Source organism: Ruminococcus sp. AF20-12LB (assembly GCF_003478985.1).
Taxonomy (GTDB): domain Bacteria; phylum Bacillota; class Clostridia; order Lachnospirales; family Lachnospiraceae; genus Blautia_A.
Map to the genome: position 1 here is coordinate 150,466 of NZ_QUGH01000009.1, position 26,248 is coordinate 176,713.

The 26,248-nt window shown below is 46.0% G+C and carries 21 protein-coding genes; 4 read left to right on the forward strand and 17 right to left on the reverse strand.

The window, feature by feature from the left end:
• Nucleotides 1-10 precede the first annotated feature (10 nt).
• The 10 genes from DWX61_RS12555 to eno all read right to left on the reverse strand — a co-directional run bounded on the left by DWX61_RS12555 (nt 11) and on the right by eno (nt 9,272).
• Nucleotides 11-805 carry a phosphatidate cytidylyltransferase gene (locus DWX61_RS12555; RefSeq protein ID WP_021652949.1) on the reverse strand — a complete coding sequence of 265 codons (795 nt, stop codon included), beginning with the start codon at nt 803-805 and terminating at the stop codon, nt 11-13.
• Nucleotides 806-808: 3 nt separating this feature from the next.
• A complete protein-coding gene (uppS, locus tag DWX61_RS12560; protein WP_118515930.1) occupies nt 809-1,516 on the reverse strand; it encodes an undecaprenyl pyrophosphate synthase in 708 nt (235 codons plus the stop codon).
• Nucleotides 1,517-1,582: 66 nt separating this feature from the next.
• Nucleotides 1,583-2,134: a ribosome recycling factor gene (gene frr / locus DWX61_RS12565; RefSeq protein WP_118515929.1), complete on the reverse strand. Its 552-nt coding sequence runs from the start codon at nt 2,132-2,134 to the stop codon at nt 1,583-1,585.
• 45 nt (nt 2,135-2,179) lie between these two features.
• Complete coding sequence (gene pyrH / locus DWX61_RS12570; RefSeq protein WP_021976283.1) at nt 2,180-2,875, reverse strand: UMP kinase; 696 nt, start codon at nt 2,873-2,875, stop codon at nt 2,180-2,182.
• Between the two features lie 14 nt (nt 2,876-2,889).
• Nucleotides 2,890-3,915 (reverse strand): hypothetical protein, encoded by a 1,026-nt coding sequence (locus DWX61_RS12575; protein WP_118625623.1) that lies wholly within the window; start codon nt 3,913-3,915, stop codon nt 2,890-2,892.
• Nucleotides 3,916-4,143: 228 nt separating this feature from the next.
• On the reverse strand, nt 4,144-4,635 hold the full coding sequence (locus DWX61_RS12580; RefSeq protein ID WP_270427559.1) for an acyl-CoA thioesterase: 492 nt from the start codon (nt 4,633-4,635) through the stop codon (nt 4,144-4,146).
• A 54-nt stretch (nt 4,636-4,689) separates the two neighbouring features.
• Nucleotides 4,690-5,160 (reverse strand): SsrA-binding protein SmpB, encoded by a 471-nt coding sequence (gene smpB, locus DWX61_RS12585; protein ID WP_021652954.1) that lies wholly within the window; start codon nt 5,158-5,160, stop codon nt 4,690-4,692.
• Between the two features lie 11 nt (nt 5,161-5,171).
• Nucleotides 5,172-7,433 (reverse strand): ribonuclease R, encoded by a 2,262-nt coding sequence (rnr, locus tag DWX61_RS12590; protein ID WP_330674923.1) that lies wholly within the window; start codon nt 7,431-7,433, stop codon nt 5,172-5,174.
• A gap of 185 nt (nt 7,434-7,618) precedes the next feature.
• Nucleotides 7,619-7,852 carry a preprotein translocase subunit SecG gene (secG, locus tag DWX61_RS12595; protein ID WP_118515926.1) on the reverse strand — a complete coding sequence of 78 codons (234 nt, stop codon included), beginning with the start codon at nt 7,850-7,852 and terminating at the stop codon, nt 7,619-7,621.
• 70 nt (nt 7,853-7,922) lie between these two features.
• Nucleotides 7,923-9,272 carry a phosphopyruvate hydratase gene (gene eno, locus DWX61_RS12600; RefSeq protein ID WP_118625627.1) on the reverse strand — a complete coding sequence of 450 codons (1,350 nt, stop codon included), beginning with the start codon at nt 9,270-9,272 and terminating at the stop codon, nt 7,923-7,925.
• Nucleotides 9,273-9,904: 632 nt separating this feature from the next.
• Between eno and DWX61_RS12605 the strand changes: the two genes are divergently transcribed.
• On the forward strand, nt 9,905-10,762 hold the full coding sequence (locus DWX61_RS12605; RefSeq protein ID WP_118625629.1) for a polysaccharide deacetylase family protein: 858 nt from the start codon (nt 9,905-9,907) through the stop codon (nt 10,760-10,762).
• 106 nt (nt 10,763-10,868) lie between these two features.
• Here DWX61_RS12605 and DWX61_RS12610 read toward each other — a convergent pair whose 3' ends face one another.
• Both DWX61_RS12610 and mnmA read right to left on the reverse strand, forming a co-directional pair.
• Nucleotides 10,869-12,176 (reverse strand): O-acetylhomoserine aminocarboxypropyltransferase/cysteine synthase family protein, encoded by a 1,308-nt coding sequence (locus DWX61_RS12610; protein ID WP_118515923.1) that lies wholly within the window; start codon nt 12,174-12,176, stop codon nt 10,869-10,871.
• Between the two features lie 261 nt (nt 12,177-12,437).
• Nucleotides 12,438-13,526 (reverse strand): tRNA 2-thiouridine(34) synthase MnmA, encoded by a 1,089-nt coding sequence (gene mnmA / locus DWX61_RS12615; RefSeq protein ID WP_118625631.1) that lies wholly within the window; start codon nt 13,524-13,526, stop codon nt 12,438-12,440.
• A 205-nt stretch (nt 13,527-13,731) separates the two neighbouring features.
• On the opposite strand from mnmA, the gene DWX61_RS12620 reads away from it, so the two are divergent.
• A complete protein-coding gene (locus DWX61_RS12620; protein WP_118625633.1) occupies nt 13,732-15,891 on the forward strand; it encodes a SulP family inorganic anion transporter in 2,160 nt (719 codons plus the stop codon).
• 32 nt (nt 15,892-15,923) lie between these two features.
• On the opposite strand, the gene DWX61_RS12625 is transcribed toward DWX61_RS12620, so the two are convergent.
• On the reverse strand, nt 15,924-16,799 hold the full coding sequence (locus DWX61_RS12625; protein ID WP_118625635.1) for a LysR family transcriptional regulator: 876 nt from the start codon (nt 16,797-16,799) through the stop codon (nt 15,924-15,926).
• A gap of 307 nt (nt 16,800-17,106) precedes the next feature.
• Between DWX61_RS12625 and DWX61_RS12630 the strand changes: the two genes are divergently transcribed.
• Together DWX61_RS12630 and DWX61_RS12635 are read left to right on the forward strand one after the other, a co-directional pair.
• Complete coding sequence (locus DWX61_RS12630; RefSeq protein WP_118625638.1) at nt 17,107-18,873, forward strand: ABC transporter ATP-binding protein; 1,767 nt, start codon at nt 17,107-17,109, stop codon at nt 18,871-18,873.
• Nucleotides 18,870-20,633: an ABC transporter ATP-binding protein gene (locus tag DWX61_RS12635; RefSeq protein ID WP_118625640.1), complete on the forward strand. Its 1,764-nt coding sequence runs from the start codon at nt 18,870-18,872 to the stop codon at nt 20,631-20,633. The genes DWX61_RS12630 and DWX61_RS12635 overlap by 4 nt, the downstream gene beginning before the upstream one ends.
• A gap of 77 nt (nt 20,634-20,710) precedes the next feature.
• Here DWX61_RS12635 and DWX61_RS12640 read toward each other — a convergent pair whose 3' ends face one another.
• From DWX61_RS12640 to DWX61_RS12655, 4 genes are all read right to left on the reverse strand, one after another.
• On the reverse strand, nt 20,711-21,397 hold the full coding sequence (locus DWX61_RS12640; protein WP_182433999.1) for a hypothetical protein: 687 nt from the start codon (nt 21,395-21,397) through the stop codon (nt 20,711-20,713).
• Nucleotides 21,398-21,626: 229 nt separating this feature from the next.
• Nucleotides 21,627-23,354 carry an ABC transporter ATP-binding protein gene (locus DWX61_RS12645; RefSeq protein WP_118625644.1) on the reverse strand — a complete coding sequence of 576 codons (1,728 nt, stop codon included), beginning with the start codon at nt 23,352-23,354 and terminating at the stop codon, nt 21,627-21,629.
• A 13-nt stretch (nt 23,355-23,367) separates the two neighbouring features.
• Nucleotides 23,368-25,113, reverse strand: a complete 1,746-nt coding sequence (locus DWX61_RS12650; RefSeq protein WP_118625646.1) for an ABC transporter ATP-binding protein — start codon at nt 25,111-25,113, stop codon at nt 23,368-23,370.
• Between the two features lie 66 nt (nt 25,114-25,179).
• Nucleotides 25,180-25,806, reverse strand: coding sequence for a TetR/AcrR family transcriptional regulator (locus DWX61_RS12655; RefSeq protein WP_118625648.1), 627 nt, complete (start codon nt 25,804-25,806; stop codon nt 25,180-25,182).
• Between the last annotated feature and the right edge of the window lie 442 nt (nt 25,807-26,248).

Here is a 26,248-nt window from a genome sequence, read left to right on the forward strand (position 1 = left end):
TCAATGTCTCCTAAATTCCAAGAATCGTTTTTGCAAGATAGTAAATAACAGGGGCTGTGATGATCACACTGTCAAAACGGTCCAGGATTCCTCCATGGCCCGGGATCAGCTTTCCATAGTCCTTGATGTTCTGGTTTCTTTTGATCGCAGATGCAGCCAGATCACCCACCATGGAAATCAGAGCTCCAACTGCGCAGATCAAGGCATACTCAGCCATTTTTCCCTGTGTTGCCGCTGCATAGATCACTCCAAGAAGCGCCGCTCCCGCAACGCCTCCTACAGCTCCCTCGATGGATTTTTTCGGGCTTAAAACCGGCGCCATTTTATGCTTTCCGATAAGCATTCCCACACAGTAAGCACAGGTGTCACATCCCCAGGAGCACAGGAATATCAGCCAGACCAGGAATTTTCCATCCGGAAGGCTTCTGGTAAGATAGATAAAGGAAAGCATCACAGCAACATATACAACTCCAAAGAATGCTGCCATCACCTGTTCCGCATGATATTTCGGATAACCGAATACGTAAACAAACAGGATCAGAATCATACTGATGATGATCGCCATAGTTCCGTAATTTCCGAAATCAGCTTTCATGGCAATATAATAAAGCACTGCTCCAAGATATCCTACAAGTTCCAGCACGGTAACATGCTCATCACTTACCTTCATTACCTTGTAAAGTTCTCTCATTCCGATCAATGAAACAGCCAGAAGTGTAAAAAATAAGATCCAGCTTCCGGAAATGATAGTTGCCAGGGCAATAATGACAAGGACGATACCACTTATCAGTCTTGTCTTAAACATGATCTACTCCTCCTTGACGCCACCGTAGCGTCTGTCTCTCTGATTGTATTTCTCGATGGCTTTGATCAGCTCTTCTTTATTGAAATCCGGCCATGCAACCGGTGTAAAATAAAACTCGGAATAAGCAAGCTGCCAGAGCAGAAAATTGGAAAGCCGCTGCTCCCCGCTTGTACGGATCAAAAGATCCGGATCCGGTACACCTGCAGTATCCAGATAGCTCTCAATAGTATCTTCTGTAATGCTGTCCGGCTCAACTTTTCCGTCTTTTACATCCTGTGCCATCCTCTGCATTCCACGGCGGATCTCATCACGGCTTCCGTAATTTAATGCCAACTGAAAATAAATACCGTCAAAATCTTTGGAATATTCCTCTAATTCCCGGACACTCTTCTGGATATCCGGTGCAAAGGCAGTAATATCTCCGATGACTTTCATCTTCATATTATTTTTCTTGGAAATCTTGATACATTTCTTAAGATAACCACGAAACAGTTTCATCAGTGCCTCCACTTCTTCTCTGGATCGTTTCCAGTTTTCTGTGGAAAAAGCGTAGACCGTAAGATATTTCACACCAAGGTCTTTGATATCATAACAAATGTTTTCCAGATTGGCACATCCCTTTACATGTCCGTAGGTTCTCGGCATTCCACGTTCCTTTGCCCAGCGTCCGTTTCCGTCCAGAATGATCGCGATATGATTTGGTACGTTCATAAATCTCCTCCATACAGAAAGAGAGCTTCTTCAAAGAAGCCCTCTCTATCCTCGTATTTCTTACACTTATACAGTCAGAATCTCTTTAGACTTGTTCTCGATCGCCTTGTCAACTTCCTTGATGTACTTATCTGTAAGTTTCTGAATCTGATCCTCAAGCTCTTTGATCTCATCCTCAGAAACATCCTGTTTTGCAAGCTTCTTAAATGCATCGTTGGCATCACGACGGATATTTCTTACTGCAACCTTGGCACCCTCACCTTTTTTCTTAACGTCCTTCACCAGCTCTTTACGACGCTCCTCGGTAAGCTCCGGGAAAACAAGGCGGATCATTTTTCCATCGTTGCTCGGGTTTAATCCCAGATCAGAGCAAAGGATCGCTTTTTCAATCGCTTTGATCATGCTGGATTCCCACGGTTGGATCTGGATCATACGTGCCTCCGGTACAGAAATGTTTGCAACCTGCTGGAGCGGAGTTGGTGCTCCATAATAATCTACGGTAAGTTTGTCAAGAATATGCGGGTTTGCACGGCCGGCTCTGATGGTTGTCAGCTCACTCTCCAAAGCATTCAGTGTTTTTCCCATTTTTGTTTCGTATGCCTGAATTCTCTCATCCATTTCACATATCTCCCTGTATGGTTATTTTTTATTATTCCCTTTTGATCACACGGTTACCTTTGTTCCGGAGAACTTGCCATGTACGGTATTGACGATGCTGTCCTTTTCATCAAGGCCGAATACCAGCATCGGCATCTTCTGCTCCATACACATGATGGAAGCGGTAAGATCCATAGCTGCCAGCTTCTTTGCAACTACTTCATCAATGGAAATCTCATCATACTTCTTGGCATCCGGATTTACCTTCGGATCACTGTCATAGATTCCGTCAACAGCCTTGGCAAGAAGAATGGCATCTGCGCCGATCTCAACAGCACGAAGTACAGTAGCTGTATCTGTAGAGAAATACGGATGGCCGGTACCACCTGCAAAGAATACAACCTTTCCTTCTGCGAAGCTCTCCTCTACCGCATCCTTGGAATAAAGTGTGGTAAATGCGCCACATACAAACGGGGTGAACACCTCTGTCTTAAGTCCCACATATCTGCAGATGTCAGACACATAGATACAGTTCATGATAGTAGCAAGCATGCCGATCTGATCTGCCTTGCTTCTGTCCATGGCTCCGCTGGTACGTCCTCTCCAGAAATTTCCGCCTCCGATCACGATACCAACCTGAAGTCCTTCATCCACTATAGTCTTGATCTGTTTGGCAACCTCTGTAACAGTTGCTTCATCAAAGCCTCTCTTCTGCTCTCCTGCAAGAGCCTCTCCGCTTAATTTCAGTAACACTCTTTTCATATGTTTATTCTCCTTTACCATACGCCGGATACAACTTCATTGCCGTCATCATCAAAAGTTGTGGATACCGTAAACGTATCATAATAATAATAACCTGTCTTACCGGACTCCGGCTCGTCCTCATAATCACTACCATTTGGGCTGCCGCATGCATTCTCAAGTTCAGACATGGGCCGACCAATATATCTTGCTGCTACAGATGACGGATCATCCTCGCCGGATGGTGCTTCCGTAGGATCCGGTGCATCAGAAGAATCAGAGGAAGCCGGTGCAGATGTTGGATGATCCGGTGTGGATGTGGAGTCCGAAATGCCGGACGAACTGCTGTCTGTACTGCCTCCATTATTATCAGAGTTCTTCGGAGTCGGAGTCACGACCGTACTGTCCGAAGAATCTGTACTGTCACTGTCACTTTCATCCTCAATGCCAAGCCTTGCCTTTACATCCTTCAGGGTAGACACCTCTTTGGTGCTTCCGCTCGCCAGATATGTAGCATATGGGATTCCGTCTTCACCCTCACCATCCATACAAAGACTCAGCTGTGAGATTGTCAGAAGCGGCAGCTGGCGGAAGAAACATTCATTCTGATCTTCGTCAGAAAATGTGATTCTTACATCAAAACTTGTTGCTGTATCCCCGTTATCATCCTTCTGGCTCTTCTCCATATAATAAACAGCCTTGTCGTTGGAAGCCAGTGTGAATTTACCATTTACAAGATCACTTCCCCAGGTCTCATCGCTGTCATCGCCATCATCTCTGGTAGGACGGACATAAATTGCAGAAATCGTGGAGTTCATCTTGTTGGTAAATACAATACTGGTAGTGGTCTCACTCTTGGTTCCCATTACATTCTTGATATTTGCTGTTTCATCAGCAGAGGTCTGCATCTCCACCACATCCGTTTTTGCAGCTTCCGTTACCGTCGGGGTTGCCGTTGCCTCCACCTTCTGCTCCGGTGCCACAGAGTTCTTCTTTCCGCAACCGGCTGCAAGCATGCTCGCTGCAAGAATTCCGGCAAGAATCAAATAGCGTTTTTTCATTATATCTCCTCCATATTAAATGGTCCTATTCTCTGTCAGGTTTTCCTTTTCTATTATTACAGAGTATCACTTTCTTGTCAACCTGACCGTTCTGAATTTCACAGAATCTTTAGATATTTTGTTACTGTTCATTCCGTTCTCAGCAACACGCTTCGCGATGCACAGAACTTATGCTGATCGCATAATTCGCGCGGTACGTCTTGATGTTTCTAATTGGAACAGCTGAGGTCAGAATCCGTTTTCCTTTCGCTGCCTGCGCATATCACGACGCATTTTCGCAGCTTCATTCCGGGCTTTTTCCGCTTCTGTGGTAATGATCAGTTCCGGTACCTGGATCGGTTTCTGGTCTTCATCTACAGCCACCATCACAAAAAATGCCCGGTTTACAGTATGACGCATGCCATCCGGCTGTTCCACATACGTATCGATCTCAACCTCCATGGAAGTTCTTCCCACATAAGTCACATATCCCTTAAGTACTACGATCTCTCCCTCATAGATCGCATGCTTGAACTGAAGATTGTCCACTGCCGCAGTTACTACCCGATATGTCTCCGCATGACGCATAGCTACCACTCCGGCAACCTCATCCAGCCACTGCATCAGTGCTCCGCCAAAAAGTCTTCCGCCTCCGTTCAGATGCTGCTGCATGATCAGATGAACCTGCTCCGTCATTGATGCTTCTACCGTTTTTTTACGTCTGTCCTGTACCTCTGTCATTTCTCATTCCCCGCATTTTATCATACTTTTATTTTTTCGGTTGAAATCAGCTGATCAATAAAGATTTTTTACTTTAAAGTCCCGCTCCGCTTCTCTTCTCTGATCCTTCTTTGCAATATCCTGGCGCTTGTCGTAAAGCTTTTTACCACGCGCCATGCCAATCTCTATTTTTACCAGACTGTCCTTGAAATAAACCTTCAGTGGTACCAAAGTCAGTCCTTTTTCCTTTAATTTAGCTTCGATCTTATTGATCTCGTAGCGATGCAGCAGAAGCTTACGCACACGAAGAGGATCTTTGTTAAAAATATTTCCTTTCTCATAAGGAGTGATATGCATTCCATATACATAAACTTCTCCGTTTTCCACACGGACAAAGGCCTCCTTGATGCTGCATTTACCGGAACGTAAGGATTTCACCTCGGTTCCTGCAAGTGCGATCCCGGCCTCATAAGTATCCTCGATAAAATAATCATGAAAAGCCTTTTTATTATTTGCGATCAGTTTCATTCCTGTTTTTTTTGCCATTTCGCGCTCCCTCAGTCTTCCTCAGCCAGGACAAAATCCACGGTTTTCAGCATTTTATCCGCATCTGCCACACGGACACGGACCTTCTGCCCAAGGCGGAAGATCCTTCCTGTCATGTCTCCCCGCAGTTCATATGCATCCTGGTCAAATACATAATAGTCATCTCGTAATGTATTGATATGGATCAGTCCTTCCACGGTATTCGGAAGCTCCACATAAAGTCCCCATCCTGTAACGCCGGAAATGATCCCCTCATACTCCTCTCCAAGATGATAGGACATATACTCTGCTTTCTTCAGCTTATCGGATTCTCTTTCCGCTTCGTCTGCACGCCGTTCGCATACACTGGACTGGCGTGCCACTTCATCCAGGATTTCCTTGTAATGCTCGGTACGTCCTTCCCTTACCAGTCGGCCTCTCAGACGGTCATGGATGATCCTGTGGATCTGAAGATCCGGATATCTTCGGATCGGAGAAGTAAAGTGGCAGTAATACTTCGCTGCAAGTCCGAAATGTCCGCTGCATTCCGTAGTATATTTTGCCTGTTTCATGGTACGCAAGGTCAGGCGGCTGATCTGTGCCTCATTGGGCATTCCCTCAATACTTTCCAGGATCTCCTGGATCTCACCAGGCGTGATCTCCTGTCCGGATTTCTGTATGTTGACTCCTTCATTATGAAGAAGCATCAGAAGACTTTCAATCTTTTCCGGATCCGGATTTTCATGAGTTCTGTATACAAAAGGATAATCTCCGGTGCAGTATTCCTGTGCAACTGTTTCATTGGCAAGAAGCATAAAATCCTCAATGATCCTGGTTGCCACATTGGCCTCATAAGGCTGCACATCAATAGCTCTTCCTGCAGCATTCAGGATGATCTTACTCTCCGGAAAATCAAAATCAATGGAACCTCTTGTATGTCGACAACTGCGCAGGATCCCGGAAAGCTCTTTCATCAGGAAAAACATAGGGATCAGAGCTTCATAGCGTTTCTTCGCCACATCATCGGTATCTTCCAGAATATTTTTCACATCTGTGTAACACATACGCTCATCTACACGGATCACTGTTTCTGCGATCTTATGGGAAATCACCTTTCCTTTTTCATTAACATCCATCAGACAGCTTAAAGTCAGACGGTCCTGTCCCTGGTTCAGAGAACAGATACCGTTGGAAAGTCGCTCCGGAAGCATGGGAATGACACGGTCTGCAAGATAGACGGAAGTTCCTCGCTTCAGTGCCTCTCTGTCAAGGGCACTGCCGCCCTGAACATAGTTGCTCACGTCTGCGATGTGCACACCCAGATGGTAGATTCCATCCTCCTTTGTCAGGGAAATTGCATCATCCAGATCCTTTGCATCCTCACCGTCAATGGTAACTGTAACAAGATTTCTGAGATCCAGTCTTCCATCCAGATCCGCTTCCTGTACATGATCCGGCACACGATCAGCCTGGCGAAGTACTTTGTCAGGAAATACACTTGGTATGTTAAAGCTCTTCACAATAGCAAGGATATCTGTTCCAGGTGAACGTAAGTTTCCCAGCACCTCTGTGATCTTTCCTTCCGGCTTCCGGTTTCTCGAGCCGTAATCTGTGATCTCTGCAACTACCTTGTCTCCGTCCTTTGCTCCCATGGAGTTTTTTCTGGAAATAAAGATGTCTTTGGAAAATTTGGGGTTATCACTGATCACAAAGCCATAATCACGACTGCTCTGGTATGTTCCCACGATCGAAGGCATTCCCCTTTCCAGAACCTTCAGCACAACACCTTCCTGACGTTTTCCCTCTTTATGTCCGTTCCGTACAAGGATCTGCACCTTATCCTGATGCATGGCGCTTCCCGTGTCATTTTCCGGAATAAAAATATCCTGTTCCTGATCCTCCACTTCCACAAAGCCAAAGCCCTTGTAATGGCCAATAAAAGTTCCCTCCATGAGGGTTCCGTCCTTCTCAGAGAAACGATATTCCTCATGATTCTTCTCTTTGTGTTCTCTTCCCTTACGGCCACGCTCCGGCTTTTCTGCCTTCAGAGCTTCTTTATTCTTTCGTCTGTCTCTGCGCTTGCCGGAAATCTTGCTGTATCTTCCTTTATTATCTACTTCAGCCTTGCCCTGGGCGCAAAGCTCGTCCAGCACGTCAAAAAGTTCTTTTTTCTCACTCTTATCCAGTTGAAGGAGGGATGCGATCTCACGCAGGCGCATGGGCTTATACAGCGGATCTCCCAGAAGCTCCATTATAAATTTTTTTCTTTTTTCAAAATTTTTCGATCTTTTCACATTTTCTCCTGTTTCATATTTATATTTCATTTTTACCCTGTTATCATTCCGAAGGAAGGCTCACCCGTGCCCCTGTATCAACGCAAAAACACTCCTGCTGATTAACAAAAGAAGTCCCCATCCGAGTTTCTTCTGCATGCTAACGCAGCAAGAGTGTTACCAACTTCCGTTCTGCCCCTGGCAGATCAGATAATGTTCAGTACGACTGACAGTACAAAGAAAATAACTCCCATGATAATGGTACCTCTTACAAGACCACCTTCCATGGAACGGCCCTTATTCTTACCCCAGTAAGTATCAGCTACTCCGGCGATAGAGCCAAGACCCTGCTGCTTGCCCTCCTGCATCAGTACGACAACAGTCAGAGCGATACAATCTATTGCATAAATTACAGTCAGAATAATCTTCAAAATGTTCACGCGGTTACACCTCCTAATCAACTAGAGGTTATTTTACCATAGCTAAACCGGGATTTCAACCATTTTCCGTTTATTTTATGCAGGGCTTTTTCTGAGATTTTTTTGCAAAAGGATCTGTATATCTTCCAAGAATTCCTAGCTGTTCATGGATCCGCAGAAGCTGATTATATTTGGCATTCCGGTCCGAACGGCAGGGTGCGCCAGTTTTGATCTGTCCTGCCCCACAGGCAACTGCCAGATCTGCGATAAAGGAATCCTCTGTTTCCCCGGACCTGTGAGAGATCACTGCACGATACCCGGCATGCTGAGCCATCTCCACCGCATCCAGAGTTTCCGTGAGAGTTCCGATCTGGTTTACCTTAATAAGGATAGCATTGGCAACATCAAGCCCGATGCCGCAGTGCAGCCGTTTGATATTGGTGACAAACAGATCGTCGCCTACCAGCTGGATCTTTTTTCCCAAGTGTTCCGTCAGATATTTCCAGCCTTCCCAGTCATCCTCCCAGAGACCGTCTTCAATGGAAACAATGGGAAATTTTTCCACAAGTTTTTCATAATACTCTGTCATCTCACCAGCATCCCGGTAGATCTTTTCTCCTTTCATGCGGCTCTCCCCAGGGAAAAAGTACACGCCCTTTTCCTCATCATAAAGCTCGCTGGAGGCTGCATCAATGGCAATGGTGATCTCTTCTCCTGGTTTATATCCTGCTTTTTCTATAGCGTGAACGATCAGGGTAAGCACTTCCTCCGAATCTGAAAGATCCGGAGCAAAGCCGCCTTCATCTCCAACCGCTGTGGAGAGTCCTTTTTCCCGGAGAAGAAGCTTTAAGTGCTGGTAGACTTCCACACACATGCGGATACCCTTTTCCAGGCAGTCAGCTCCGGTTGGCATGATCATAAACTCCTGAAGATCTACCGTATTGTCCGCATGCTTTCCCCCGTTTAAAATATTCATCATCGGTACCGGAAGCTGCATGGTATGGCAGCCGCCCAGATACTGATAAAGAGGAAGCCGAAGGGCCCCGGCTGCTGCACGGGCTGCTGCCAGAGATACTGCCAGTGTGGCATTGGCTCCTGCACTGCTTTTGTTCTCCGTTCCGTCGGTTTCGATCAGAAGATGGTCGATCCATGCCTGGTTCAGGGCATTCTCTCCGATAATGGCATCTGCCAGACGTGTATTGATATTTTCCACTGCTTTTTTTACACTCTGGCCCAGATATTCCTCACGGTTTCCATCCCGCAGCTCCACAGCCTCAAATTTACCTGTAGATGCTCCGGACGGCACCATGGCTCTTCCTGTGTATCCGTTGATCCCCACAATTCCTTCACCTACAGTCACTTCTGCTTCCACTGTAGGATTCCCCCTGGAATCAAGGACCTGTCTTGCATGAACTTTTCGAACAGGCAGATAACGTAGCATAAGTTTTTCCCTCCTTGAAAATAATAATACTGTTTATGATCTCCTGCACTTTCTGATTTTCTTCTTATGTTTATGAGGGTAGCTTGTCCTAAAAGGTTTTGGTCTATACCTTTTATCTGGTTCCGATATTATCTGATTTTTCAGTTATTTTATTTGTATTATTTTTCTTTTTAAATTTATTTTTATTATTTTTCAAATTCAGTATTGACAATATCTATTTTATCTGTTATAGTTTAACCATCAAATAAAACAAACGGAAAACAAAAAACTAAATCAAAAAGGAGCGTGAACCCACCGAAAACATAACTTACTTCCCATAATCTAAGAAAGAGAGGTACAGTCCACCAGAAGATTTAAAGATTTTCCATTATAATTAAAACAAGGAGGTACGGACCACCGAGAACGTAAATTTTAATTCCGTATAAGTTTTAAATCTAAGAAATGAGAGGTATATTCCATTGGATAATGAAAATTAAAAGAGTCATCGGCAGAAGAAATCCATCGCTGATGACTCTTATTTTTTACTTATTTTAACCTCTGTCTCACAGACATGATCTCATGATCTTCTGCTTTCATATCTTCTGCTTCGTGTTCATAAACATATTAATAACTCCACTTTCTCTGAGGTTCCCATGAAACAAAAACACATCTACCGTCTTATTTTTTTCTTTGTCATGGCTTTTGCTCTTGGCAGTCTTGCAGGAAAGATCTATTCTCATTTTACTTCCGACCCACGATCCGATCCGAATTCTGCCAAAAACAGCCAGACCTCTTCTGCTTCTATGACATTCCAAAACGAAAACTGGGGACTCGGTTTTCAGGAAGAAGGCAAACGACCCACAGGAAACTCTTCTATTGAAGAATTAAAAAAATACAATGCCTGGTATGCAGCCGATACCGATGAGAAAAAAATATATCTTACCTTTGACGCAGGCTATGACAATGGAAATATGCCTGCCATTCTGAATGCCTTACATAAGCATCAGGTGCATGCCACATTTTTTGTTGTGGGGACTCTGATCCGTGAAAAACCGGAACTGATCCGTGAGATCGTAGATGCAGGCCATACCATAGGCAACCACACCATGACACACCCGGATATGTCCGGCATCTCCACAAAGGAAGCCTTTCAGAAGCAGCTTGAAGATGTGGAGGTTCTTTATAAGGAAGCCACTGGGAAAAAAATGACAAAATTTTACCGGCCGCCCCAGGGCATCTACAGCACGAAAAACTTAGAAATGGCAAAAGAGCTTGGATATCACACTTTTTTCTGGAGTCTGGCTTATGTGGACTGGTATCAGGATAATCAGCCTTCGAAAGAAGAAGCTTTTGAAAAGCTTCTGGGACGGATCCACCCGGGTGCCATCGTGCTGCTGCACAGCACCTCTTCCACCAATGCTTCCATTCTGGATGAGCTGCTGACAAAATGGGAAAAGATGGAATATACATTTGGAACATTAGAAGAACTTGTGGCATCGGGATCCGCCTGAAAAAACACAAAAAAATCTGCCCCGGGACTATATTCTCATATATCCCGGGGCAGATTTTTCTGTGCTATTGATTTCAGAAGGTGTTCTTCTTATTCAATTGTCTTATTTACTGGACAGCCTTGAATGCCTCATCAAGATCCTGGATGATATCATCGATATTCTCAGTTCCGATGGAAAGACGGATCGTGTTTGGCTTGATTCCCTGATCAAGAAGCTCTTCCTCTGTGCACTGGCTGTGTGTTGTAGTAGCCGGATGGATAACAAGGGATTTCACATCTGCAACGTTTGCAAGAAGTGAGAACAGTTCAAGGTTATCAATGAAATCCTTTGCCTTCTGCGCATCTCCTTTGATCTCGAATGTAAAGATGGAACCGCCGCCGTTGGGGAAATACTTCTTATAAAGCTCCTGCTGGCTTGGATCTGCGGATACAGACGGATGATGAACCTTCTCTACCTGTGGATGAGCATTCAGATACTGTACAACCTTCAGTGCGTTCTCAACATGACGCTCTACACGGAGTGACAGTGTCTCAAGTCCCTGAAGGAAGATAAAAGAGCTCACCGGAGAAATTGTTGCTCCTGTGTCACGAAGAAGAATCGCACGAATCTTTGTAACAAATGCAGCCGGTCCGCATGCTTTTGTGAAGCTTACGCCATGATAGCTTGGGTTTGGCTCTGTAAGAGATGTAAATTTACCGGATGCCTCCCAGTCGAACTTACCACTCTCTACGATCACACCACCAATAGTAGTTCCGTGGCCACCGATGAATTTTGTTGCGGAATGAACAACGATATCTGCGCCGTACTCAATCGGTCTTACGAGGTATGGTGTTGCAAATGTATTATCTACAACAAGCGGAATTTTATGTTTGTGAGCAATTTTTGCAAGAGCCTCAATATCTACAACATCAGAATTTGGATTTCCAAGAGTCTCAATATAAACAGCTTTTGTGTTCTCCTGAATCGCATTCTCCACTTCCTCGAGATTGAATACATCAACAAATGTTGTTGTGATTCCGTATGCCGGAAGCGTATGCTCCAGAAGGTTTGTTGTACCGCCGTAAATATTTTTGGCTGCTACAATATGATCTCCCTGCTGTGCAAGGTTCTCGATTGTGTATGTGATAGCTGCTGCGCCGGATGCTACTGCAAGTGCTGCGGAACCACCCTCAAGTGCTGCGATCCTCTTCTCGAATACGTCCTCTGTCGGGTTTGTAAGACGTCCGTAAATGTTACCGGCATCTGCAAGTCCGAAGCGTGCTGCTGCATGATCGCAGTTGCGGAATACATAGGAAGAAGTCTGGTAGATCGGTACTGCTCTTGCATCTGTAACCGGATCCGGCTGTTCCTGTCCTACGTGAAGCTGTAATGTTTCAAATTTGAATTTTCTCTGATCTCTTGTAATTTTGCTCATGTGTTTGTCCTCTTTTCTTTTATTCTTATATTCGATAAAATAGTAATTTCTTATCTTATGATCATCTGCTTATCAGCGACAACAACACATTCGCTTTTCTTCGATAAACACCCTTGTTGACTTCTGTAAAACCTTCATGATTTCCTCCTGATCATCACGTTGCTCACCTTGTTTTGTGTGCTCCGTTTTTTGATGATGCAATCATATCACCATTTTCCTAGTATGTCAATGGGATTTATCTGTTTAGGTTCTCACCTTTATTTATGACTGGCTATAGATTTTATTTATAACGCCACCACCTACAACCTCATCTCCGTCATACATCACCACAGCCTGACCTTTTGTGATGGCTCTCTGCGGTTCATCAAATTTCACATGAAGGATACCATCCGGTGTCTGCCATGCAGTGGCAGGCTGCTCTTTGTGACGGTAACGGATCTTGGCAGTCACTCTTTTCGGCTCAGTTAAACTGTCCACAGAAATCAGATTTACACTGTCTGCCTCAAGTTCACTGCTGAAAAGATCTGCGTTGTCCCCGAGAACTACCGTATTGGTCTTCGGAGAGATTTCACAGACATAAAGACGACTGGCTGCCGGAATGCCAAGACCGCGACGCTGGCCGATCGTGTAATGGATGATTCCCTTATGGCGTCCGATATAGTTTCCCTCTTTATCTACAAAATCACCCTCAGGTGTTTTTTTACCTGTATACTTTTCAATAAATTTCGCATAGTCGCCGTCCGGGACAAAACAGATATCCTGACTGTCATGCTTTCTGGCATTGATAAAGCCATGTTTTTCGGCAATGACACGGACCTGGTCCTTCCGGAGACCTCCAAGCGGAAGCTTTACATGTGCCAGCTGTTCCTGGGTCAACATATAGAGAACGTATGACTGATCCTTTGTATCGTCCACTGCTTTTTTCAGAAGGTAGCGGCCTCGTTTCTCATCGTACTCCACTCTTGCATAATGTCCGGTTACAATATAATCGTAGCCGATCTCCTGCATACGGTGGAACATTTTATCAAATTTCAAATATCGGTTACAGTCGATACATGGATTGGGTGTGCAGCCGTTTTCGTAGGCCTCCACAAACCTGTCCATAACCTCTGTATGGAAATCTGCGGTAAAATTGAACACGTAGTAAGGCATATCCATCTGATAGGCTACACTTCTGGCATCCTCAACATCGTCCAGGGAACAGCAGGTCTTTTCCCTGCGGACACCGATATCTTCGTTGTTGTAAAGTTTCATGGTAGCGCCGATGCACTCGTCACCGGATTCCTTTGTCAAAAGAGCTGCCACGGAGCTGTCTACACCGCCGCTCATTGCTATGATCGCTTTTTTCATTTATATCTTAACCTTTCCTGATGATTGATGATTTATCAGTTTTGCAGCCTGTATTCTCTTACGGTTACTGCAATTTCGCATTTATTATAATATGGCAGTTATTCTTTGTCCACGATTTTTCACCCGGAACCTTTGCTTTGCTTCTTTCCTGCAGACTCTCTTTGGTATATAATAGAAAATATTTTTCAGAAAAGGATGTGACTATATGAAACTTTCCCTGTTTTCCACGCTGCGTGGATATCGGAAGGAATACCTTCCCAAAGATATTTTCTCCGGCATCATCATAGCAGCTGTTTCCATCCCTATTTCTATGGGATATGCCCAGATTTCCGGGATCCCCGCGGTATACGGACTGTACGGTTCTGTTCTGCCGATCCTTTTGTTTGCTCTATTTTCCACTTCAAGACAGTTTATATTCGGAGTTGATGCTGCCCCCGCTGCTATTGTAGGCGGTGCACTGTCTACTCTGAGTATTGCTGCTGAATCGGAAGCTGCCATGGATTATGTTCCTGCCATCGCACTTTTTGCAGGTCTGTGGCTGTTTATCTTTTTTCTGCTCCACGCAGATAAGATCGTGGACTTTATCTCCACACCTGTTATGGGCGGTTTTATCAGCGGTATCGCAGTTACCATCATCCTGATGCAGATCCCGAAACTTATGGGAAGTCCTGCAGGATCCGGAGAACTCCTGGAACTGGCAGAGCATATTTTTGCTGCCGCCAAAAATATCAGCTGGCTTTCCCTCTTCATGGGGCTTGGTACTCTGTTGCTGATCCGCGCATTTAAAAAGCTGGCACCGAAATTCCCCATGGCCATCGTTATTATGGCTCTGGGTGTTCTTTCCACTATTGTTTTTCATGTAGACGAAAAAGGCGTAGTCCTCCTGCAGTCTGTAGAACGTGGGCTTCCCTCCCTGATGATCCCGGATTTCGGAAATGTTGATCTGACCCAGGCGGCAGGCCGCGGTCTTATGGTTGCCGTTGTCATTATGGCAGAAACTCTTCTTGCAGAAAATACTTTTGCGTTCCGCAATGATTATAAGCTGAACGACCGTCAGGAAATCCTGGCCTGTGCCGCCGGAAATATTGCTGCCGCCGCAGTAGGCTGCTGCCCGGTAAACGGCAGTATCTCCCGCACCTCCCTCAATGAACAGTACGGTGGAAAATCTCAGGCGGTTTCCATCACTGCCGGGATCACCATGGCTCTGATCCTTCTTTCCGGCACCGGTTTTATCGGATATCTTCCGGTTCCTGTACTGACAGCCATAGTGATCTCTGCTTTGATGGATGTGGTGGAAACCCATCTGGCTGTACGTCTTTTCAAAGTAAGCCGTACAGAATTCTACATCTTCATGGCTGCCGGTTTCAGTGTACTCTGTCTCGGAACCATTTATGGGGTTATCATTGGTATCCTGCTCTCTTTCGTAGCTGTGATTCTGAAGGCCACCAACCCGCCGCGCTCCTTCCGTGGTATGATCCCTGGAAGAGATGCTTATTTTGATCTGTCCAGAAACCGTTTCGCCTACCCTATTAAAGGCGTTGTGATCTACCGTTTCAGTGAAAACCTTTTTTTTGCAAATATAAAGATTTTTCAGGAAGATATTGAGAACAGCATCCAAAAAGACACCAGGGTGGTGATCGTAGATGCCAGTGCTATCAACAGCATTGATGTCACAGCAGCAGACCGCCTGGATGCCATCTCCGCAAGCTTGAAAAAACGTGGGATCCGTTTTTACCTCACAGAGCATTCTACCCAGATCAATGACCAGCTGCGTCAGTTCGGCATCGGGCATATGATCAAGGACGGTATGGTCCGCCGTACCATTCTTGCTGCTCTGCATGACGCAGGGATCGAAGCTCCTTATGAGCTGGATGTTCCAAAGGAAGACGAGACAAAGCTTCTGCGCCGCAGTATTGCTTTTCTTCCGGCAGAGGAAGAAAATACCCTGGAAGAGTTCGCCTGGGCTTTTGGTGACGATGCAGTAAAAGAGATTGAAGAATCTGTCCATCACATTATCGAACAGCTGCACCAGATCCCGGATATCCAACGTCTCTCCGAAGAAGGTCTGGAAGAGCTTCTGGATAACTGGCATGGGCTGGGTGTTCTGGATGAGGATGAACTGCTTCGAAGAATTGAATTACATATGGATGAGCTGCCTGAAGAATTAACTTCCGACCGGAAACTGATCCTTCAGCTTCTGGAAAAGCGCCGTGGCAAGCTGAAAGAAAAAATCCTTGCTGAGCATCCGGAAGTCCTGGAACGGCTGGAACAGCGCCGGAAAAAGCTGGAAGAACGGCTGGAAAAGCAGAATCCGGAAGCTGTTCAGAAATGGAAGCACTGGAAGGAAGAGCATCTCAAAGACTGATTTCTGCATACATCCCCTTTCCAGGTCCATGATCAGATTGCAGGGTTTCCTGCATATTTCTCACAGATATTGATAAAATCCTGCATCACGGCAGAAGGCCTGCGATCCTTTTTCCAGGCAAGAAGGATCCTGGTCTTCAGCTTCTCTTCTTCAATGATGCGGATCGGAAGATCTGTACAGAGATCTTCCATGGATCTTGGAAAAACGGCGGTTGCAAGACCTTCCTGCACCCAGAGCATGGCATCTCTGGGATCGTCGCAGACACAGAAAATATCCGGCTGGAGATTTTTTTCTCCAAAAGCTTTCATCAGAAATTCTTCGTACCGCCGGTAAATAATGAGAGGGCATCCGGTCAGCTCTTTAAGGCTGATGCCCTCTTTTTTTGTCTCATTTTCCGGGATCTCCGGAGGAAGGACCGCGATCATGGGTTCCTCATCCAGTTCCAGATAATTTAAACCTTCCAGCTTGATAGGTGTACGCACTACCGAAACATCAATGATCCCATCCATCAGATAATTCAGAAGTGTAAAGGTGATCGCATCCCTTACCTCAAAATTTACATCACAATTTTCCCTGGAAAATCTGGAAATATAAGGCATAATAGTGGTCACTGTGGTTGGCGTGATCCCGATACGTAAAACCTGTTTTTTCCCTGCTTTGGATACTTCCAGTTCTGTGGAACGAACGTAGCTCAAAATATTCTCTGTCCTGTCATAAAGAAGCTTTCCCGCTTCTGTCAGTGTCACCCCTGCCCTGGTCCGCTCAAAAAGCTTCACATTCAGCTCTGCTTCCAGCTGTTTGATCTGGTAGCTTAAGGGCGGCTGGGACATGTTCAGCCTTCTTGCGGCTTCATGGATACTTCCCGTTGCCGCGATCTCATGAAAATATTCCAACTGTCTGATCTCCATATCCTTCTCCTTTTAATTGCATATAATAATTTCTGTAATTTCCGCATTCCGTTCCCGGATGATCCGCATCAAACACTCTCTGTCTTTGTGTCAAGCGGATATTCGCAATCTATATTCTTCTGTACTGCATACTAATGATTTTTTCATTTTTGCAGATACTATGATCATCTTCCCATAAACTCACGTTTTCTTCAATATAATTTTTATATTATAATACATTAAAAACAATATTATACGTATCATCCCGGAGGGAGTATAATAACAGAGGTTTATTGTAATAAAAAGGAAATGGAGGAAAGAAAAAGAAATGCGAACACTCGCAAAATATCTTCGAAACTACAAAAAAGAAAGCATTCTGGCTCCTTTTTTCAAGTTTCTGGAAGTTGTGTTTGACCTGCTGGTGCCTATCGTCATCGCCCAGATCATTGATGTGGGTATTGCCCATAACGATCACGGCTACATCGTACAGAAATTCTTTATCCTGATACTGATGGCAGCCGCAGGACTGGCAGTCAGCATCACGGCCCAGTTTTTTGCGGCAAAAGCCAGCGTAGGTTTTGCCACAGAAGTACGCCAGGCAGTCTTTGACCACATCCAGAAGCTTTCCTATACGGAGCTGGATACCCTTGGAACCGATACCCTGATCACCCGTCTGACTGACGATGTAAACCAGGTACAGAACGGTGTAAACATGGGCCTTCGTCTTCTTCTTCGAAGCCCGTTCATTGTTTTCGGTGCCATGATGATGGCCTTTACCATCAACGTGCGCTGTGCGCTGATCTTCGTAGTTGCCATCCCGGTACTGTTCCTGGTTGTCTTTGTGATCATGTTCTTAAGTATCCCTCTTTTCAAAAAAGTACAGGGACGCCTGGATACTGTCACACGCCTTACCAGAGAAAACCTGACCGGTGTCCGTGTGATCCGTGCATTCTGCCGGGAAGATCACGCAGTTGCGGAGTTTGACGAAAGTAACCTTGCTCTCACAAAGCTGAATGAGTTTGTGGGAAAAATCTCCGCACTTTTAAATCCGGCCACCTATGTACTGATCAATATCGCAACCGTGATCCTGATCCAGACTGCAGGCGTACAGGTCAATCTTGGAAACATGCAACAGGGTGAAGTCGTTGCCCTTTACAACTACATGGCACAGATGATCGTGGAGCTGATCAAACTTGCTTCCCTGATCATCACCCTGAACAAATCCATGGCCTGTGCAGACCGTGTTGCCGGAATCCTGAAAGTAGATTCCACCATGACTTACCCGGAGAAAACTTCCGCACCGGCAGCTGCAAAGAACGACTGTGCCGTTGCTTTTGACCATGTGACCTTCTCCTATGCAGGAACCGGCGCACCCAGCCTTTCGGACATCACTTTTTCCGCAAAAAAAGGCTCTACCATTGGAATCATCGGCGGTACCGGAAGCGGTAAATCCACCCTTGTGGATCTCATCGCCCGTTTCTATGACGCAAGCAGTGGAACCGTCACCCTTGACGGCCAGAATGTACAGACCTACTCTCAGAAAGAGCTCCGTGAAAAGATCGGCGTGGTTCCTCAGAAAGCAGCTCTTTTCCAGGGAACCATCCGTGAAAACTTAAGCTGGGGACGGGAAGATGCCACAGATGAGGAAATGTGGGAGGCTCTTACTACTGCCCAGGCCAGTGAGATCGTGGAAAAGAAACAGGGACAGCTGGATTTCCGCCTGGAGCAGAACGGCCGGAACCTTTCCGGAGGACAGCGCCAGCGTCTTACCATCGCCCGTGCTCTTGTGAAAAAACCTGAGATCCTGATCCTGGATGACAGTGCCAGTGCTCTTGACTTTGCCACAGATGCGGCACTTCGGAAATCCCTCCACCAGCTTGGCGGAAACACCACCACCTTCCTGGTATCCCAGAGAGCAGCCAGCATCCGTCAGGCCGATCTGATCCTGGTACTGGACGATGGCCAGCTCGCCGGAAAAGGGACCCACCAGGAGCTGGTTTCCACCTGTGAAACTTACCGTGAGATCTTTTTCTCACAGTTCCCGGAAGAACGGATCAAATATGAAAAAGCAACCGGAAAGGAGGTCCTGGCATGAGCAAAACAGACAAAAAATCCCAGAACAAAAACAGCATGGCAACCTTCTTCAAGGTGCTCCGCTTTATCGGAAAATACCGTTTTCTTCTTGTCTTAAGTGTAATCCTTGCCGCAGTTACCGTAATTTTGCAGCTGTATGTTCCCGTACTTTTCGGCTATGCCATTGATGAGGTGGTTGCTGCCCATGAAGTTGATTTTGGCAGAATGGGATTCTATCTTTCCCGTATTCTTGTCATGATCGTGCTTTCCGGTATTGCCACCTGGGTCATGAGCATCATCAACAACCGTATGACCTACCGCACAGTACAGGATATCCGTGCGAAATCCATCCGCCATATCCAGAAACTTCCGCTGTCCTACCTGGACGGACACAGCACCGGTGATATCATCAGCCGTGTCATTGCGGATACGGATATTCTTTCTGATGGTATGCTCCTTGGATTTACACAGCTGTTTTCCGGTATCATCACCATCATCGGAACTTTGATCTTCATGTTTTCCAAAAACGTGTGGATCACACTGATGGTCATTGTCCTGACACCGGTGAGCTTTTTTGTGGCAAAATTCATCTCCTCCCATTCCTTCCAGATGTTCCGTGCACAGAGTGATGCCCGTGGACGTCAGACTGCACTGATCGAGGAAATGATCGGAAATCAGAAAGTGGTTCAGGCATTTGGCTATGAGAACCGTTCTTCGGAGCGTTTTGCTTCGATCAACGAGGAGCTTCGAAATGCCAGCCAGAAAGCTGTTTTTTACAGCAGTCTCACCAACCCGTCCACACGATGTGTCAACAACATCATCTATGCAGGTGTAGCTCTTGTAGGTGCATTCCTGATCCCGGGCGGTCATCTGACGGTAGGTGGGCTTTCCGTCCTGTTGGCCTATGCTAACCAGTACATGAAACCATTTAATGATATCAGCTCCGTGATTACAGAGCTTCAGAACGCTCTGGCCTGCGCTACCAGGATCTTTGACCTTCTGGAAGAAGAACCGGAAAGCCCGGACCCGTCCGGAACTCTTGATGATGTAAAAGGTGCCGTAGATATCCAGAATATTTCTTTCCGCTACGAAGAGGACAAACCTCTCATTGAAGGATTTAACCTTCACACAGAGCCTGGCCGACGAATCGCCATCGTAGGTCCTACCGGCTGTGGTAAGACAACTTTTATCAACCTGCTAATGCGTTTCTACGACGTCACCGGCGGAAGTATCTCCGTAGACGGAAAACCAATCACCGAAGTTTCCAGACATGCCCTCCGCGGAAGCTATGGCATGGTTCTCCAGGATACCTGGATCAAACATGGAACTGTCCGTGATAACATCTGTATCGGAAAACCGGATGCTTCTGATGAGGAAGTGATCCAGACAGCAAAAATGTCCCACAGCTGGGAATTTATCCGCCGTCTTCCAAATGGCCTGGATACCATTCTCTATGAAGACAGCTTAAGCCAGGGACAGAAACAGCTTCTCTGTATCACCCGTGTCATGCTGTGCCTGCCACCGATGCTGATCCTTGACGAGGCAACCTCCAGCATTGATACCCGTACTGAAATGCTGATCCAGGAAGCCTTCGACCGGATGATGCAGGGCAGAACAAGCTTCATTGTTGCCCACCGTCTCTCTACTATCCGTAATGCGGATGAGATCCTTGTCATGAAAGACGGAAGTATCATTGAGCAGGGAAATCACGAGGAACTTATGGCAAAAGGCGGATTCTATCAGAATCTTTATAACAGCCAGTTTGTGAAAGTTTCTGAATAAAATATCGAATTTATAAAATTCAAAAATCTCCGGATCACAGTTTTTCTGTGCTGGAGATTTTTTTATACCATTTTGTTCTATTTATATTTTGTCCGGAGAAGCCACTTCTGATCGATCACTTTCAATTCTTCTCCAAACCGGATATGAAGCCTTACTGAGCCTGGAAGCTGCTCCACATGTTCAATGTTTCCGGTTCCGAATTTCGGATGGCTCACATCTTCTCCGATCTCGTAGCGCACAATGCTGTTCCGGGTATTTTCATGCTGCTGCTTTCTCCGGTAAGTATCCCGTACTGTTACTGTCCGGTCATGGATTGGGCTTCGGAGCTTTTTCTCGTAGTCGTGTTTCATCAGGGCTTCCCCTGCCTTATAATATGGCGTTGGCGCCGCGCCGGTCAGGGAGCAGCAGTATTTCCAGGCACTTCCGTGGGTTCCGTGCTGCCACTGATACTCTTGGGGAATGTGAAAATTATGCTGCATATAATGGGCATATTCATGTTTGTAAAGGTCCAGCCTGTCCTCTTTTTTCAGAGGATTTTTTACCGCGTAGCCGATAAACAGCAGGGAAAAATGAAAATGCTCTTTTTCGTGGTAACTGCCTCTTGTATAGGATCCCAGAAGATCTGTCTCCATACCAAAGGTAATGGGAATCTTCGCTCCATTGAGATGAAATTTTTTATCAAATTCCGCATAAAGGCTGCGGATCTGGGCTGTAAGTATGGGAATTTCTTTTTGCAGAGCCTGTGCAAGTGTCTGGTCGATCATTATTTACAACTCCTAATCTCCATATTTATACAATATTACTACAGAATAACAGACATTCTCTGGATTATCTGTTGTAGATAAATGAACGCCTGCCTATGTTTAAAAATACAAACTCTAGTAATATAGCACTTTCTCCCGGAATTGTAAACATCTCCTGAACACCATTTTGCCGGCAGTCGTTAAGAACTGCCGGCAATACCCCTTATTTTATCTCAGGCATAAATCTGCCTTACGCCAGTTTCCAGCTGGCTGCCTCTTCTCTTGCATGAATAAAATCTGCATAAAGGCCGCTCTGGGCGGAAAGTTCCTCGTGGGTTCCTCTCTGGGTGATCTTTCCTCCGTTTAATACCAGGATCTGGTCCGCATTTCGGACTGTTTTCAGTCTGTGGGCAATCATGATAATGGTCTTGTTATGAATCAGCACATCGATTGCCTTCTGCAGCTCCGCCTCATTTTCCGGGTCCACACTTGCAGTTGCCTCATCCAGGATAATGATCGGCGCATCTTTCAGCATGGCTCTTGCAATGGAAATCCGCTGTTTTTCGCCACCGGAAAGAGTTCCACCACCTTCTCCGAGAACCGTATCGTAACCCTCCGGAAGGGACATGATAAAATCGTGGCAGCAGGCAGCTTTTGCAGCTTCTACCACTTCCTCATGGGTGGCATCCTGTTTTCCGAAGCGGATGTTATTTTCGATGGTGTCATTAAAAAGATATACATCCTGGAATACCATGGAAATATTTTTCATCAGGCTGTCCAGCTTGTATTCCTTTACATTGTGGCAGCCTACCAGAATCTCTCCGCCCTGTACATCCCAGAATCTGGCGATCAGATTGCAGAGCGTAGTTTTTCCGCCGCCGGAAGGTCCTACTACCGCAGTGGTGCTTCCTGCCGGGATCTGGATGGAAACGCCATCCAGGATCTTACGGTCACCATAAGAGAAACTTACGTTTTTAAATTCCACAGATGCATCTTCCGGACGGATTTCACTGCCGTCGGTATCCATCGTCGGTGTGTCATCAATAGAATTTGCTTTCCGCATGGATTCCCCAAGCATCTGCAGATTGTCGGACATATTTCCTGCATTTTCCAGCTCCTGATATACCATAAAGGAAGCGATCAGCATCAGGATACATCTGGAAAGATCCAGGCTTCCACTGTAATAAAATACAAGACTTGCCACTGCCAGCGCCGCGCCAAATACCTTTGCAGTTACCTGTCGGATACCGATCCACGGTGTCACAGATCTTGTCAGAGCCAGCGCTTTTTTGCAGCTGTCATCCACTGCCCTAGCTGCTGCCTGATCGTTATCTTTTTCCAGACCATAGGATTTTACCACGCTCATGCCCTGCACATATTCCAGAACAGATTTTACCAGTCCTTCCTGCGCCTGCTGTCTTCCAGGGCCTGTTTTTGCGGTTGCTGCCGTGGAGCATTCTGTTACTGCAAGGTAAACCAGAATACCAATAATAGCGATCACTCCAAGACGCACATCGATCACAAACAGCGCCAGACAGAAAGCCAGAGTATTTAAAAATCCTCCGATCACAATGACCAGACATCTGGACGCATTGTTTTCCACATCCGAAAGTGTAGTAGTAACAACTGCTGTGATATTTCCGAGGCTGTTGTCATTAAAAAATCCCATTGGGATATAGCGCAGACGGTCTCCGATATGGACTCTTTTCTCTGCTGCCATAAAATATCCGGTTTCTGTCTCCGCATTGGTCGCATAGTAAAAGCAGGCCTGCCTTCCCAGCATGGAGATCAGCATTACTGCAAATACCGGAAGAATATGTGCTTCTTTCCCACCTACGATGATATCCAGCGTCATCATCAGCGCCAGAAACTGCAGTGCTCCAAAGACCGCTCCGATAAAGGAAACGATCATGGCTTTTGTAAAAAGTTTTTTCTTTTTGCCTGAAAAGGCGATGATTTCTTTTAATATCCGGATCATTTCTCTTTCCCCCTTATGCCACGTCGCGGACACCCAGATAGGAATTCCACATCCTGCTGTACAGCGGGCAGTTTTCTTTCAGCTGCTCATGGGTTCCCTGTGCCTCAATATGACCATCCTGAACCACTACAATGTTGTCCGCATCGGTGATGGTTCCCAGACGGTGCGCGATCACGATCAGTGTCTTACCTTTTGTCAGTGCGGAGATGGCCTTCTGGATCATGGCCTCATTTTCCGGGTCAATGCTTGCGGTGGCCTCATCCAGGATCACGATCTTCGCGTTTTTCAGCATGGCTCTTGCAATGGAGATCCGCTGCTTCTCTCCTCCGGAAAGATGTCCGCCGCCTTCGCCGCAGATGGTATCATATCCTTTATCCAGCTTCCGGATAAAACCGTCACATCCGGCAGCTTTTGCCACTGCCTCCACTTCCGCATCTGTGGCATTTAATTTTCCCATACGGATATTGTCACGGATGGTACGGTCAAACAGGTAATTATCCTGGGAAACATAGGCGATCTCCTGATTCAGCTGATCCAGAGGGATCTCTTTGATATCTTTTCCCCCAAGGGTAATGTTTCCTTCGGTTACATCCCAGAAACCTGCGATCAGTTTTGCAATGGTGGATTTTCCGGAACCGGATGGTCCGACCAGTGCGGTAACTGTTCCCGGGTTGATGGTAAGGTTTACGCCTTTCAGCACTTTTTCATCCTGGTTACCATAGCTGAAGGATACCTGTTTCAGACAGATCTTCTCATCAGAAAGAGAAGTTTTTCCCTCCGGACGGTTCAGTTCCGGGCTGTCCAGGATACCGTTGATTTCTTTTACGTTGGCACCCACAATGGCAAGCTCATCCACAAAGGACAAAGCCGCCAGAAACGGGCCCGCAAATCCCATGGAAAGGACAATAATGGTGAAAAAATCCGAAGCGGAAAGGCTGCCGTGAGACCACAGAAGAAGTCCTACAGGCAGCACGGTGATCAGGACGGACGGCGTCCAGGTCTGCATGGTGGACATATATTTCTGGTTGTCATGCATCCAGTCCACATAGTACTGTGCGTTCTCTTCCACTGCTCCGGAATATTTTTTATAAGATCCGGCGGACTGGCTGAAAGCCTTTACTACCTGGATCCCGCCTACATACTCGATGATGGCATTTGCCATACGTTTTCCTACTGCAACTGCGCCTTCCCAGCGGACTGCATAGGTTTTTCCGCTCTGGCTCATGATGGCCATACCGATCACAGTTGTGACAAGGGAAGCAAATCCCATTCTCCAGTCCAGTGCAAAAATATATACTGCAATGGCAACCGGTACCAGAAGGTTGGCTGTCATCTCCGGGATCAGATGGGCCAGCGTGGGCTCCATCCCTTCCACACGGTCTACGATGGTTGTTTTATACTGTCCGGATGGAGTATCCAGAATGGTTCCCATTGGCACTCTGGAAAGCTTGGCCAGCATTTTTTTACGGATATCCCGCAGAGTATAGTAGGTTGCTGTATGGGACATGGACGTGGACCATGCAGAACCCACAGACTTTACCAGATAACCGATCAGAAGAAGACCGCACCATGGCAGGCACTGGCTGAAATCTCCATTTTCCAGAAGAATGCGTATCATCGCCGCAATACTGAAATACGCAGCCATGGTTCCTGCCACACCAAGTACAGCCAGAACTACTGAACCATAAAATTTACTGTGATATTTTTCTGCCCATCCCCATACGACGGATATTGGAGATGGTTCTTTCTTTTTTTCCATATGTATCAACTCCTTTTTGCAGATATCAGATAATTAAACTGACTTCCACTACACTCTTCTGCTTTGTCACGATCCGCTGATTCCCAGTAACCGGAACCATCCGGCAGAATAAAATTCCCGCAGGCTGTTCATATAGGAAATGGCTTTTTCCCTGGGCATATCGTGACGTACCGTTTCAAACATGCCGTTAAACATGCTGCTCGCCACCATATGGATCAGATTCTCATCCAGTTCTTCCGGCTGATAACCCGCCTCTTTCATTTTTTCCATAAGGACAATGCTGGAATTAACCTCGATCTCTGTGAGTACGTCCAGATAATGTTCATAACGGGTTCCTGCAGAACAGCATACGATCAGTTTAAATGCATCAAAATGATCATAAATATATTCCACCATCCAGGAATGACCTTCATCAGACACCTCCGGAAGTGTCTGCACCTGGTCCTTCACCGGCTGATCTGCAAAGTTTCTCTGGATCGCCCGGTATCTCTCTTCCAGCACTCTGGCCGGTTCTTCCACCAGTACATCAAACAGAGATTCCTTGTCTGGATAATAGCGGTACAGTGCTCCTGTGGTCACAGACAGTCTGGATGCGATCCCACGCATGGAAGCTCCCTGAAATCCTTTTTCCAGAAATTCCTGCTTTCCTGCTTCCAGAAGATCTGCTGCCAGTTTCTCATTTACAGGTCTCATATGATTGTCTCCTTTATTCAATAACGCCGTTATTTAATAACAATGTTATTTTAAGATAACTTTCTTTGTTTGTCAATTGGTTAAGTTAAATAAAACTATCTTTTTTCAAAAATTTCCAGATTTACGAATGGCATGCAAAAAGCAGCTGCTCTCTGCACAGAAATCAATTCTGTACAAAAAACAACTGCTTCATAAATTTACTATATCTTTCTGTTCCATCATTAGCGTAGCATAATTCTCTACGCATCCGAAACCTAATGTCACTGTTGTATTTAACATCTGGCTTTTTTTACAGACTTTTCGTCAAGCGGATATTCGCAATCCGCTTCGCTACGTAGCTCTACACCAAATAACTGCTCCGCAGTTTATCAGGAGGAGCTTGCACTCCTCCTGATACAAGCAAGTCCCCACCCACTGCTTATTGCTTTTCGCAATTGAAGCA